Below are 13,280 nucleotides of genomic sequence, written 5' to 3'. Positions count from 1 at the left end.
ACCGCGTCGGCTACTGCTGCCGCGCCAGGTCCAGCAGCTCGCGTGCGTGGGCCTGGGCGGCCTCGGAGTCGTCCTGGCCGGCCAGCATGCGGGCGAGCTCGTCGACGCGCGCCTGGCCGTCCAGACGCACCACGCTGCTGGACGTGACGTTGCCGTCGTCGTCCTTGGTCACGTGGAAGTGGTGGTGGGCGAAGGCCGCCACCTGGGGCAGGTGGGTGACCGCGAGCACCTGGGGGCCGCGCGAGAGACGGGCCAGCCGGCGGCCCACCTCGACCGCGGCGCGACCGCCGATGCCCGCGTCGACCTCGTCGAAGACGAGCGTGGGGACCGTGGTCCGGTCGGCGAGCACCACCTCGAGCGCCAGCATGAGTCGCGACAGCTCACCGCCACTGGCTCCCTTGGCCAGCGGCCGCGGCGCGGCACCGTTGTTGGCGGCGAACAGCAGCTCGACCTCGTCGAGGCCGTGCGCGGACAGGACGGCGTCGTCGGCCACGCGGACCGCCACCTCGAGTCGGGCCGACGGCATGGCGAGCTGGGCGAGCTCCTCGCACACCAGGGCGCCCAGCCGCTCCCCCGCCTCGCACCGGACCTCGCTCATCCGCCGCGCGAGGTCGTGGACCTGCGGGGTCAGTCGTGCGATCTCGTCCTCGAGCTCGGCGATGGCCTGGTCGTCGTGGTCCAGGTCCTCCACGCTCGTGGCGGCCTTCTGCTGCCACGCGAGCACGTCGGCGACGCCGGGCCCGTACTTGCGCTGCAACGAGACGATCGCCGCCCGGCGCTCCTGGACGGCCGCGAGCCGTGCCGGGTCGACCTCCACCCCGTCGGCGTACGCACTCAGGTCGGCGGACACCTCGTCGAGCAGGATCCCGACCTCGCGCAGCCGCGTCGTGAGGTCGTCGAGCGTCGGGTCGTGGCCGGCGACGTCCTGGAGGGCCGCGGTGGCGACGGCCACGACGTCGCGCGCGGCCGTCCCGTGGTCGCCCGCCAGGCCTTCGTGCGCCGCGAGGGCGGCCCGGGCGAGTGCCTCGGCGTGGGCGAGGCGCCCCTCCTCGGCGACGAGCTGGTCGTCCTCGCCCTCGAGCGGCTCGACCGCCTCGATCTCGGCGAGCCCGTGGCGCAGGAGGTCGAGCTCGCGGGCACGCTCCTGGGCGTGCTCCGTGAGCTCGCGCACCCGAGCGTGCGCCGCCTTCAGCCGGGCGTGCTGCGGGGTGTACTCCGCGAGCAGGTCCGCGAGCGGCTCACCGGCGAAGGCGTCCAGAGCCGCGCGCTGGGCCGGTCCGCGCAGCAGGCGGTGCTGGTCCGACTGCCCGTGCACCGCGACCAGCTCGTCGGTGATCTCCGCCAGCAGGGCTGCGGGCACGGTCGCTCCGCCGGCGAAGGCCCGCGACCGTCCCTGCGCCGACAGCACGCGACCCAGGACGACCACGTCGTCGTCGACCGCTCCCCCGGCGTCGTCGACGATCCGACCCACCGTGGAGCCGGGCGCGACCTCCACGCTCGCCTCGACACGCGCCTGACGCTCTCCGTGACGCACGAGCCCGAGGTCGGCGCGACCACCACGCAGCAGGCCGAGTGCCGTGACGACCATCGTCTTTCCGGCACCGGTCTCACCGGTGATGACGGTGAAGCCGGAGTCGAGCTCGAGCTCGGCGGACTCGATGACGCCGAGGGAGCTGAGCCGCAGGTGCTGCCACATCAGCGACCCCCGCCCCGTCGCTCGACCCCGCGCTGCTCGGCGGCGCCGCGCCAGCCCGCGACCGGGAGGTCGAACTTGCGCACCAGCCGGTCCGCGAACGGCGCCTCGTGCAGCCGGGCGAGGCGCGCCGGCGTACCGCTGCGACGGACCTCGACCCGAGCGCCCTGCGGCAGGTCGGCGGCGCGGCGGCCGTCGCACCACAGCACCCCCGCGGTGGTCTCCCCCACGACCTCGATCGCCAGGGTCGAGGCGGGCGAGACGACGAGCGGGCGGGCGAAGAGGGCGTGGGCGCTGATCGGCACGAGCAGCAGTGCCTCCACCTCGGGCCACACGATGGGGCCCCCTGCGCTGAAGTTGTACGCGGTCGAGCCGGTCGGGGTCGCGCAGACCACGCCGTCACACCCCCACCGGGAGACCGGTCGGTCGTCGATCTCCACGACCAGCTCGAGCATGCGCTCCCGGGAGGCCTTCTCGACGGTGGCCTCGTTGAGGGCCCAGTTCGTGGCGACGACCTCGCCCCCGACCGTGACCTCGACCTCCACCGTCAGCCGCTCCTCGACCCGGTAGGACCGCTCGACGACGCCCTGGACCACGGCCTGGAGGTCCTCGACGTCGGCCTCGGCCAGGAAGCCCACGTGGCCCAGGTTCACGCCCAGGACGGGCGTCAGGGTGCCACGGCAGATCTCGGTGGCGCGCAGGATGGTGCCGTCACCGCCCAGGACGATCGCGAGCTCGCACCCGGCGGCCGCGCCCTCGGTGGCCGGGATCACTCCGACCTCCCCGATGCCGGCGGCCTGCAGCTCGTCGAGGTCGGACTCCAGCACGCAGACGGCCAGCCCGGCCCCTCGTAGGTCGGTCGCCAACCGGGCAGCGAGCGAGGTGGCCTCGGCGCGGGCGGTGTGCACGATGAGCAGGATGCGGCGCTCGCTCATCCGTCGACCTCGTCGCCGGGACGGGAGCCGAGCGGCCCGGCGGCGATCACGTCCATCACGTCGGAGCGTGCCGGCGCAGCGGCATCGGGGTCGTGCCGCAGCCAGCAGAAGTACTCGACGTTGCCGGCCGGACCGGGCAGCGGGCTCGCGGCGAGTCCCTGCGTGCCCCACCCCTGCTCGCGCGCCGAGGCGCTCACGCGCAGCACCGCGTCGGCGTGCAGGTCCGGGTCGCGGACGACGCCGTTCTTTCCCAGGTTCCCGCGTCCGACCTCGAACTGCGGCTTGATCATCAGCACGATGTCACCCTTCTCGTCGCACACGGCGGTCAGCGCGGGCATGACCACGGTAAGGGAGATGAACGACAGGTCCGACACGACCACGTCGACGGGGCCGTCGATGTCGTCGCGGGTCAGGGCGCGCACGTTGGTGCGGTCGTGCACCTGGACCCGTGGGTCGTCCCGCAGCCTCCAGATCAGCTGGCCGTAGCCGACATCGACCGCCACGACCTCCCGGACGCCACGTCGCAGCAGGACGTCGGTGAAGCCACCGGTCGAGGCACCGGCGTCGAGGCAGCGTCGACCTGCCAGCTCGAGTCCTCCGGGCTCGAAGGCAGCCAGGGCACCCAGGAGCTTGTGGGCTCCGCGGGAGGCCCAGCCGGCGTCGTCGCCGTCCTTCACCACGACGGGCTGGTCCGTGCCCACCTGGGTGGCCGGCTTCGTGGCGCGCTGACCGCCGACGCGCACGCGGCCGTCCTCGATCAGCTGCGCCGCGTGGTCCCGGGAGCGGGCCAGGCCGCGTCGCACGAGCTCGGAGTCGAGCCGGACGCGGCGGGTCACGATCGCGGGTCCGGCCGTCCCGCGCCGGCGAGCACCTCGCGCAGCGTGCGGTGCGCGGCGTCGAGCACCTCGGGTCGGCGTGACAGCTCGACCTCGTCGAGCCGGTCGAGGTGGTCCAGCTGCTCGAGGAGCTCGGGGTGGCCGGAGCACGCCTCGCGGGCCCGCGCGACGAGGTCCGCCACCGGATCGCCGGCGGGATCGACGTCGGGTGCCTCGTCGCCGTGGGACGCGACGGTCGGGCGGTCGCTGTGCTCGCTCACCTCGTCATCCTCCCAGACCGTCGACGAGTCGGAGGTCGGCGTCGCTCCCTCGGGTGTCGCGCGTCGCCCAGGCGAGTCCGAGGAGGGCGCGGACCGACGCGGTCTCGGCGGGGTCGCCGTCGGTCAGCCGGATCACGTCGCCGTCGAGGCGGGCCGCAGCCCGACCGCACCGCGCCACGTCACCGTCGACGGCCACGTGCTCGTGGGTCTCCACGAGACCCCGCAGGTCCGTCGCCACGTAGGTGGGACGACGCCGCGGGTCGAGGCCGGCGATCTCCTGGAGGTCGCTGACGCCGGTGAGCACGGCGAGGGACGGGATGTCGAGCGCGGTGGCGCCGTCGATGTCGGTGTCGATCCGGTCGCCGACCATGAGGGGTCGACGTGCCCCCGTCCGCCGGACCGTCTCGTCGAACAGGGGCCGCTCGGGCTTGCCGGCGACGACCGGCTCGAGGCCGGTCGCGTTGGCGACCGCCTGAACGAGCGAGCCGTTGCCCGGCGCGGTCCCGCGCGGCGTGGGGATGCTGAGGTCACGGTTGCTCGCGTACCACGGCAGGCCGCGGCCGACGGCGTAGGCGACCTCCGCGAGGTCCGACCAGCCGATGTCGGGGTGGAACCCCTGGACGACGGCGACCGGCTCGCCGTCGGGACCGTCGACCGGCACCAGACCCTCGGACTCCAGCGACTCCCTCAGCCCGGGGCCACCGACCACGAGGACCCGTGCTCCCGGCGCGAGATCGGCGGCCATGAGACGGGCCACCGCCTGTGCGGACGTGACCACGTCGGCGTCGTCCGGGACCGGCATGCCGATCCGTCGCAGGTGGTCGGCCACCACGGTGGCCGGCCGGGACGCGTTGTTCGTCAGGTAGGCCGGTCGGAGGCCCCGCTCGACGGCCGTCTGCAGGGCCGTGGCGGCGCCGTCGACCGCGTCGGCCCCCACGTAGACCACCCCGTCGAGGTCGAGCATCACGACGTCGTGCAGGTCGCAGAGCGGGACGTCGGTGCTCCGGAGCGGCATGGCACGAGCCTACTGAGCCGCCGGCGACCGGGAGCACGTGGTCAGCTCGACGGCGTACCAGCTCTGGGCGCCGCCGGACCCGCGCTGGAACCGGCGACGCAGCTCGCCCGTGACCGAGACGACCGCGCCGTCCGGCAGCCGCGCGCAGGTCCGACGCAGGCGCGACGACCAGGCCACGCACTCGATCGTGTCGACGGTCTGCGCCGACCGGGCCGTGCCGCGCCGCGGCCTCGTGCGACGGACGACGAGGCGGAAGGTGACGATCTCGTCGCCACTCGGCAACGTGCGTGCCTCCGGGGTCCCCGACACCCGCCCGGTCAGGGCCACGTGGTTGTGGTGCTGTGGTTCAGTCATCCCCCCAGCGTGGCCGCGTCGGCGTCGCGGGCCGAGCCATCCGGCGAGCCCTGTGGACGACGAAGGGCCGGGCGCATCGTCCCTGTGGACGACGGCCCGGCCCTGCGGTGCGCTCGCGCGCAGAGGTCACGACAGCGCGGAGAGGCGCTCCTCGGCATCGGTGATCTTGTTGCCGTCGACCGCCACGACCCGGTGGAACCACTCGACGGCCTCCTCCTGGCGGCCGGCCGCCAGGAGCGTGTCCGCGTACGCGTAGCGCAGGCGAGCGACCCACTCGGACCGGTTCTTGCTGTTCAGCGACTCGGTCTCGAGCAGACGGAGCGCAGCGTCGACCTGACCCAGGTCGCGTCGGGCGCCCGCGACCACGATGGTCAGCTCGACGCCGCCGGCGTCGTCCAGCGCGGCCCGGATGTCCGGGGTGTCGTAGGCCAGCGCCTTCTCCGGTCGTCCCATGGCACGCTCGCAGTCAGCCATCATGGGCGCGTAGAGCAGCTGTCCGTTCATGCGACGCGCAGCGCGCAGCTCCGACAGCGCCTCGGCGAACTTGCCGGCGGCGTACGCGGTCTCGCCGCACGCCTCGCGGACGAGGCCGTTGCGCTGCGCTCGGGCCCGAGCCGCAAGCGCGTGCTTGTAGGCCGTCTCCGGGTCGGTGGCGACGAGCAGCCCCGCCATCACGAGGTGGCGCGCGACCCGGTCGGCGAGCTTGGCCGGCAGGTTCTGCAGCTGGTCGCGGGCGTACCGGTCCAGGTCCTTCGCCGACACGTCGTCCGGGATCGGCGGACCGTCGTAGACGACCTGGTCGACCGTGCGCTCCTCGCGCTCGGGACGACGGCCGGTGCCGCCCGTCCCGGGTCGCCCCCGGGTGTCACGACGCTCCGGGCGCCCTGCACCGTCGCCTCGCCGCCCTCCGTCCGAACGCCCCTGTCCAGGACGCCCACCACGGGGGCTCTCGTCACGACCACGGCCGCCCGAGCCCGACCGACCGCCGGCACCGGGCCGACCGCTCGATCCGCCTCGACCACCGGTCGATCCACGTCGGCCGTCTCGACCTGCGCCCCCACCACGGGGGCCCTTCTGCTCACTCATTCCGACTCCTGCTGAAATGCAGCGAGGCCGCTCCCTGAAGGGAGCGGCCTCGCGCTAATGATTGTCCGGCGGCGTCCTACTCTCCCACGCAGTCTCCCACGCAGTACCATCGGCGCTGAAGGGCTTGACTTCCGGGTTCGGAATGTCACCGGGTATTTCCCCTTCGCCATGGCCGCCGAAACTCTATGGAGATATCAATCGATCTACCCGAACAAGCCCCGGCGGGGACCTGATCGAGCATGTTCCCGACTCATATCTCGGGAACCTCACAGTGGACGCGCAGTAATCTTGTAAGAAACAAGCCCTCGGCCTATTAGTACCGGTCAGCTCCATGCATTGCTGCACTTCTACTTCCGGCCTATCAACCCAGTGGTCTGCTGGGGGCCTTACCTGGATAAACCAGTGGGAAACCTCATCTTGAAACGTGCTTCCCGCTTAGATGCTTTCAGCGGTTATCACTTCCGAACGTAGCCAACCAGCCGTGCTCTTGGCAGAACAACTGGCACACCAGAGGTTCGTCCATCCCGGTCCTCTCGTACTAGGGACAGCCTTTCTCAAGTTTCCTACGCGCGCGGCGGATAGGGACCGAACTGTCTCACGACGTTCTAAACCCAGCTCGCGTGCCGCTTTAATGGGCGAACAGCCCAACCCTTGGGACCTGCTACGGCCCCAGGATGCGACGAGCCGACATCGAGGTGCCAAACCATCCCGTCGATATGGACTCTTGGGGAAGATCAGCCTGTTATCCCCGGGGTACCTTTTATCCGTTGAGCGACGCCGCTTCCACATGCCAGCGCCGGATCACTAGTCCCGACTTTCGTCCCTGCTCGACTTGTCAGTCTCACAGTCGCCTCCCTTGTGCACTTACACTCGAAACCTGATTGCCAACCAGGCTGAGGGAACCTTTGGGCGCCTCCGTTACATTTTAGGAGGCAACCGCCCCAGTTAAACTACCCATCAGGCACTGTCCCTGATCCAGATAATGGACCTAGGTTAGATATCTAGTTCAATCAGAGTGGTATTTCAACGATGACTCCACCCGAACTGGCGTCCGGGCTTCACAGTCTCCCACCTATCCTACACAAATTGAACCAAACACCAATACCAAACTATAGTAAAGGTCCCGGGGTCTTTCCGTCCTGCCGCGCGTAACGAGCATCTTTACTCGTAGTGCAATTTCGCCGAGTTCATGGTTGAGACAGCGCCCAAGTCGTTACTCCATTCGTGCAGGTCGGAACTTACCCGACAAGGAATTTCGCTACCTTAGGATGGTTATAGTTACCACCGCCGTTTACTGGGGCTTAAGTTCTGTGCTTCGCTTGCGCTAACACGTCCCCTTAACCTTCCAGCACCGGGCAGGAGTCAGTCCGTATACGGCGTCTTTCGACTTAGCACGGACCTGTGTTTTTAGTAAACAGTCGCTTGGGCCTGGTCTCTGCGGCCTTCAACGCTTCGTGGAGCAAGTCCACTCACGAATCCGGCCCCCCTTCTCCCGAAGTTACGGGGGCATTTTGCCGAGTTCCTTAACCATGATTCACTCGATCACCTTAGTATTCTCTACCTGACCACCTGAGTCGGTTTGGGGTACGGGCGGCTCTGAAACATCGCTAGATGCTTTTCTCGGCAGCATAGGATCACTCACTTCGACTAAATCGTCTCCCCATCAGCTCTCAGGCACATGAACGGCGGATTTGCCTACCGTTCGCCCTACGACCTTGGCCGCGGTCTACCATCGCCGCGGTTGAGCTACCTTCCTGCGTCACACCATTGCTTGCCTAGTACCAGTTCGGGTCATGCGCTCTGCTAGCCAATGCTCCCGAAGGAGCTGGAGGCTAGTTTCGGGCACTTAGCATCACTGGATTCAGCAGGGTCGCTTCAGTGCCGGTACGGGAATATCAGCCCGTTGTCCATCGACTACGCCTGTCGGCCTCGCCTTAGGTCCCGACTTACCCAGGGAAGATTAGCTTGACCCTGGAACCCTTGGTCATTCGGTGGAGGAGTTTCTCACTCCTCATTCGCTACTCATGCCTGCATTCTCACTCGTGTGGCGTCCACGGCTGGGTCACCCCGCCGCTTCGCTCGCCACACGACGCTCCCCTACCCATCCGCACACCTGGACCCCAAAGGGCCGGGTACATGTACGAATGCCATAGCTTCGGTGGATTGCTTGAGCCCCGCTAAATTGTCGGCGCGAAATCACTTGACCAGTGAGCTATTACGCACTCTTTCAAGGGTGGCTGCTTCTAAGCCAACCTCCTGGTTGTCTCTGCGACTTCACATCCTTTTCCACTTAGCAATCTCTTTGGGACCTTAGCTGATGGTCTGGGCTGTTTCCCTCTCGACTACGGAGCTTATCCCCCGCAGTCTCACTGCTGCGCTCTCACTTACCGGCATTCGGAGTTTGGCTGAGTTCAGTAAGTTGTAGGCCCCCTAGCCCATCCAGTGCTCTACCTCCGGCAAGAAACACGCAACGCTGCACCTAAATGCATTTCGGGAGAACCAGACTATCACGGAGTTTGATTGGCCTTTCACCCCTATCCACAGGTCATCCCCCAGTTTTTAACCTAGGTGGGTTCGGTCCTCCACGCGGTCTTACCCGCGCTTCAACCTGCCCATGGATAGATCACTCCGCTTCGGGTCTAGATGGTGCAACTCAAACGCCCTATTCGGACTCGCTTTCGCTACGGCTACGGCCCTCGCCTTAACCTCGCTACACCACGCTAACTCGCAGGCTCATTCTTCAAAAGGCACGCTGTCACCCTTCACAAGGAAGAGCTCCAACGGATTGTATGCACATGGTTTCAGGTACTCTTTCACTCCCCTCCCGGGGTACTTTTCACCTTTCCCTCACGGTACTAGTCCGCTATCGGTCATCGAGGAGTATTTAGGCTTAACGGGTGGTCCCGCTAGATTCACACCGAATTTCAGGGGTTCGGTGTTACTCGGGGTAACGCAAAAGAGCCATGAGCTTACGTGTACGGGGGTCTCACCCTCTACGCCACGACTTTCCAGTCGGTTTCCACTTCACTCATGGTTTGTGACTCTTCGCTGATTCGGCAGAACCAGCATTGCGGCCCCACGACCCCCCAGTGACAACGCCTGCCGGCTATCACATCACTGAGGTTTAGCCTCTTCCGGTTTCGCTCGCCACTACTTCCGGAATCACGGTTGTTTTCTCTTCCTGCGGGTACTGAGATGTTTCACTTCCCCGCGTTCCCTCCAGCTGCCCTATGTGTTCAGGCAGAGGTACCTGGACTTTCCTCCAGGTGGGTTTCCCATTCGGACATCCCCGGATCACAGGTCGGTTGTCACCTTCCCGGGGCTTTTCGCAGACTCCAACGTCCTTCATCGGCTCTCGATGCCAAGGCATCCACCATGTGCACTTAGTAGCTTGTTGTTGCTACAAGATGCTCGCGTCCACTGTGAAGTTCTCAAGATACGTTCGGTCCCGCACCCGAATCGACGCCTGCTCACCAACAGCGAGCGGTTCGTCGGTAGGTACGGTCCGAGGAATACAGCCGAAGCTGATCCCTCAGGACCCAACAGTGCGCCAAGCCAAACTGCGTCCTCACGTCGAGGTTCCGTTCTCCCAAGGGAGATGTACTGACGACGATCGATCCACAGCCGGCCAAATAGTCGACGTCCACTAGTGAGCTGCACTGCGCAGAACATTCGCCTGCGAACAGTGCAATGGACTCCCCCGGACAAGCCGGACAGCCAAGTGCTCCTTAGAAAGGAGGTGATCCAGCCGCACCTTCCGGTACGGCTACCTTGTTACGACTTCGTCCCAATCGCCAGCCCCACCTTCGACGGCTCCCTCCACAAGGGTTGGGCCACCGGCTTCGGGTGTTGCCGACTTTCATGACGTGACGGGCGGTGTGTACAAGGCCCGGGAACGTATTCACCGCAGCGTTGCTGATCTGCGATTACTAGCGACTCCGACTTCATGGGGTCGAGTTGCAGACCCCAATCCGAACTGAGACCGGCTTTTTGGGATTCGCTCCACCTTACGGTTTCGCAGCCCTTTGTACCGGCCATTGTAGCATGCTTGAAGCCCTGGACATAAGGGGCATGAAGACTTGACGTCATCCCCACCTTCCTCCGAGTTGACCCCGGCAGTCTCCTATGAGTCCCCACCATGACGTGCTGGCAACATAGGACGAGGGTTGCGCTCGTTGCGGGACTTAACCCAACATCTCACGACACGAGCTGACGACAGCCATGCACCACCTGTATACCGACCACAAGGGGGGCTACATCTCTGCAGCTTTCCGGTATATGTCAAACCCAGGTAAGGTTCTTCGCGTTGCATCGAATTAATCAGCATGCTCCGCCGCTTGTGCGGGCCCCCGTCAATTCCTTTGAGTTTTAGCCTTGCGGCCGTACTCCCCAGGCGGGGCGCTTAATGCGTTACCTGCGGCACGGAGACCGTGGAAGGTCCCCACACCTAGCGCCCAACGTTTACGGCATGGACTACCAGGGTATCTAATCCTGTTCGCTCCCCATGCTTTCGCTCCTCAGCGTCAGGTAATGCCCAGAGAACCGCCTTCGCCACCGGTGTTCCTCCTGATATCTGCGCATTCCACCGCTACACCAGGAATTCCGTTCTCCCCTGCATACCTCTAGTCTGCCCGTATCGGAAGCACGCTCAGGGTTGAGCCCTGAGTTTTCACTCCCGACGCGACAGACCGCCTACGAGCCCTTTACGCCCAATAATTCCGGACAACGCTCGGACCCTACGTATTACCGCGGCTGCTGGCACGTAGTTGGCCGGTCCTTCTTCTGCGGGTACCGTCACTTTCGCTTCGTCCCCGCTGAAAGAGGTTTACAACCCGAAGGCCGTCATCCCTCACGCGGCGTTGCTGGATCAGGCTTTCGCCCATTGTCCAATATTCCCCACTGCTGCCTCCCGTAGGAGTCTGGGCCGTGTCTCAGTCCCAGTGTGGCCGGTCACCCTCTCAGGCCGGCTACCCGTCGTCGCCTTGGTGGGCCATTACCCACACCAACTAGCTGATAGGCCGCGAGCCCATCCCTCTCCGCCGGAGCTTTCCACTTCCAATCATGCAAAAGGAAGTCATATTCGGCATTAGACGTCGTTTCCAACGCTTATTCCGAAGAGAAGGGCAGGTTGCTCACGTGTTACTCACCCGTTCGCCGCTCGTGTACCACCGAAGTGGCCTTACCGCTCGACTTGCATGTGTTAAGCACGCCGCCAGCGTTCGTCCTGAGCCAGGATCAAACTCTCCGTTGAAAATGCACCCCCAAAGGGAGCTACATCACTACATGGTTTGATTCCTGAGAACTGACTGCTGACAGTCAATTGTCGGAATTTCAAAACTCGCCACAGCATCAAGACCACAAGGGCCCCGACACCACAGACGAGGGTTACTACTGATTATCTCGTCGACTTTTGGCACACTGTTGAGTTCTCAAGGATCAGACGCACACCAGTGGTTCGGCCCGTGCGGGCCTGCCCCACCGGGGCAACTCGTCTAACTTACATGGCCCCGAACCGCGGGTCAAACCCGGGTCGTGCCACTCGCTCTCCGTTGTCGGCGGCCAGTCTCCGGGCAGTGATGCCCTGGCGTTGACCGTTTCGGTTCGAGCGGCTGCTCCGCCCCGGGCGCCCGGCCTGTCGGCCTTGCTCCCCGTCGTGCGGTGCAACATGAGAACCGTACAAAAGCGCGTCTCGACGGGTCAAATCGACGCCGTGTGACGAGGCCCACGTCGCTCAGGCGCGCAGCTTCACGCCTGCGATCTGGCGCTTTCCGCGTCGCAGGACGAGCCACGAGCCGTGCACGGTGGTCAGCTCGCCGAGGGCCTGCTCGGGGTCGGTGACGCGCTCGTTGTTGACGTAGGCGCCGCCGTCGGCGACGGCGCGGCGAGCGGCAGAGCGGGACTCGACGAGTCCCGCGGCCAGGAGCGCGTCCGTCACCGAGTCCGACGGGTCGTGCTCCACGACGCCGGCCTCCCCCAGGGCTGCGGCCAGCGTGTGCTCGGGAAGGTCGGCGAGCTCGCCCCGGCCGAACAGGGCCGTCGAGGCCAGCTCGGCGGCCGCCACCTCGTCGGGGCCGTGCACCAGCGCGGTCACCTCGGCTGCGAGCCGACGCTGCGCCAGCCGCAGCCCCGGTCGCTCGGCGTGCTCGGCCTCGAGCGACGCGATCTCCTCGACGTCCAGGAACGTGAACTGGCGCAGGTACTCCCCCACCTTGGCGTCCTCGGCCTGGATCCAGGACTGGTAGAAGGCGTAGGGGCTCATGAGCTCGCGGTCCAGCCAGACCGTGCCGCTCTCGGTCTTGCCGAACTTCGTCCCGTCGGCCTTCGTGATGAGCGGCGTGGCCACGGCGTGCACACGTCGCCCCTCGGACCGCCGCACCAGCTCCACCCCGGCCGTGATGTTGCCCCACTGGTCGCTGCCTCCGGTCTGGAGCACGCAGCCGTGCCGGCGGAACAGCTCGAGGTAGTCCAGCGACTGCAGGAGGACGTAGCTGAACTCGGTGTAGCTGATGCCGCTCTCGAGCCGGCTGCTCACGACGTCGCGGGCGAGCATCCGGTTGACCGGGAAGTGCTTGCCGACGTCGCGCAGGAAGTCGATCGTCCCGAGCGACTCGGTCCAGTCGAGGTTGTTGACGAGGATCGCGCCGCGATCACCGTCGAGGTCGACGAACCGGCTCACCTGCTCACGGATGCGCTCGACCCACCCGGCAACCGTCTCGCGGGGGTTCATGACCCGTTCCCCTGCCTCCTTGGGGTCCCCGATCAGGCCGGTCGAGCCGCCGACCAGCAGGATCGGCCGGTGGCCGGCTCGCTGGAGTCGCCGAGCGGTGAGGACCTGAAGGAGGTTGCCCACGTGCAGGCTCGGCGCCGTGGGGTCGAACCCGACGTAGTAGACGATCGGACCGGCGTCCATCTCGGCTCGCAGCGCCTCGAGGTCGGTCGAGTGCGCGACGAGGCCGCGGGCGATCAGGTCGTCGAGGACGGATCCTCCGGCAGTGGTCACGGAACAGCTCCTGGGAGGTCGAACGGGTGGGTCCGGGCCCATTGTCCCCGGCTCGCCGTCGTCGACTGCACCCGCGTCCGCCCTCGGCCGCCTGTGGGAGA

General features: G+C 66.5%; 8 protein-coding genes and 3 rRNA genes. All 11 read right to left on the bottom strand.

The features are described from left to right. Positions 1-10: 10 nt before the first annotated feature. The gene (recN, locus tag NBW76_RS10210) at positions 11-1,696 is read right to left on the bottom strand and encodes a DNA repair protein RecN (RefSeq protein ID WP_056554774.1); all 1,686 of its coding nucleotides are present in this window, start codon (positions 1,694-1,696) and stop codon (positions 11-13) included. Next, positions 1,696-2,628 (bottom strand): NAD kinase, encoded by a 933-nt coding sequence (locus NBW76_RS10205; RefSeq protein WP_056554777.1) that lies wholly within the window; start codon positions 2,626-2,628, stop codon positions 1,696-1,698. Before NBW76_RS10205 ends, recN begins: the two co-directional genes overlap by 1 nt. After that, a complete protein-coding gene (locus NBW76_RS10200; protein WP_056554780.1) occupies positions 2,625-3,464 on the bottom strand; it encodes a TlyA family RNA methyltransferase in 840 nt (279 codons plus the stop codon). Before NBW76_RS10200 ends, NBW76_RS10205 begins: the two co-directional genes overlap by 4 nt. Further along, positions 3,461-3,724 carry a hypothetical protein gene (locus NBW76_RS10195; RefSeq protein WP_055968442.1) on the bottom strand — a complete coding sequence of 88 codons (264 nt, stop codon included), beginning with the start codon at positions 3,722-3,724 and terminating at the stop codon, positions 3,461-3,463. Before NBW76_RS10195 ends, NBW76_RS10200 begins: the two co-directional genes overlap by 4 nt. Before the next feature lie 4 nt (positions 3,725-3,728). Next, the gene (locus tag NBW76_RS10190; RefSeq protein ID WP_056554783.1) at positions 3,729-4,739 is read right to left on the bottom strand and encodes an HAD-IIA family hydrolase; all 1,011 of its coding nucleotides are present in this window, start codon (positions 4,737-4,739) and stop codon (positions 3,729-3,731) included. Positions 4,740-4,748: 9 nt separating this feature from the next. Continuing rightward, positions 4,749-5,093, bottom strand: coding sequence for a single-stranded DNA-binding protein (locus NBW76_RS10185; protein ID WP_056554787.1), 345 nt, complete (start codon positions 5,091-5,093; stop codon positions 4,749-4,751). Between the two features lie 126 nt (positions 5,094-5,219). Beyond that, positions 5,220-5,855 carry a tetratricopeptide repeat protein gene (locus NBW76_RS10180; protein WP_235492975.1) on the bottom strand — a complete coding sequence of 212 codons (636 nt, stop codon included), beginning with the start codon at positions 5,853-5,855 and terminating at the stop codon, positions 5,220-5,222. 387 nt (positions 5,856-6,242) lie between these two features. Beyond that, positions 6,243-6,359 (bottom strand): 5S ribosomal RNA (rrf, locus tag NBW76_RS10175). Positions 6,360-6,472: 113 nt separating this feature from the next. Then, a 23S ribosomal RNA gene (locus NBW76_RS10170) occupies positions 6,473-9,576 on the bottom strand. Between the two features lie 335 nt (positions 9,577-9,911). Then, a 16S ribosomal RNA gene (locus NBW76_RS10165) occupies positions 9,912-11,430 on the bottom strand. The 16S, 23S and 5S rRNA genes sit together here, the layout of an rRNA operon. Positions 11,431-11,910: 480 nt before the next feature. After that, the gene (tyrS, locus tag NBW76_RS10160) at positions 11,911-13,221 is read right to left on the bottom strand and encodes a tyrosine--tRNA ligase (protein ID WP_055970319.1); all 1,311 of its coding nucleotides are present in this window, start codon (positions 13,219-13,221) and stop codon (positions 11,911-11,913) included. Positions 13,222-13,280: the final 59 nt, after the last annotated feature.

Source organism: Aeromicrobium sp. Leaf245 (assembly GCF_942548115.1).
GTDB lineage: Bacteria > Actinomycetota > Actinomycetes > Propionibacteriales > Nocardioidaceae > Aeromicrobium.
This window is presented reverse-complemented; position numbering and strand designations above follow the sequence as displayed.

Coding starts and splice junctions, on each gene's coding strand:
- recN (WP_056554774.1), bottom strand. CDS start 1,696: ATGTGGCAGCACCTGCGGCTCAGCTCCCTCGGCGTCATCGAGTCCGCC.
- NBW76_RS10205 (WP_056554777.1), bottom strand. CDS start 2,628: ATGAGCGAGCGCCGCATCCTGCTCATCGTGCACACCGCCCGCGCCGAG.
- NBW76_RS10190 (WP_056554783.1), bottom strand. CDS start 4,739: ATGCCGCTCCGGAGCACCGACGTCCCGCTCTGCGACCTGCACGACGTC.
- NBW76_RS10185 (WP_056554787.1), bottom strand. CDS start 5,093: ATGACTGAACCACAGCACCACAACCACGTGGCCCTGACCGGGCGGGTG.
- tyrS (WP_055970319.1), bottom strand. CDS start 13,221: ATGGGCCCGGACCCACCCGTTCGACCTCCCAGGAGCTGTTCCGTGACC.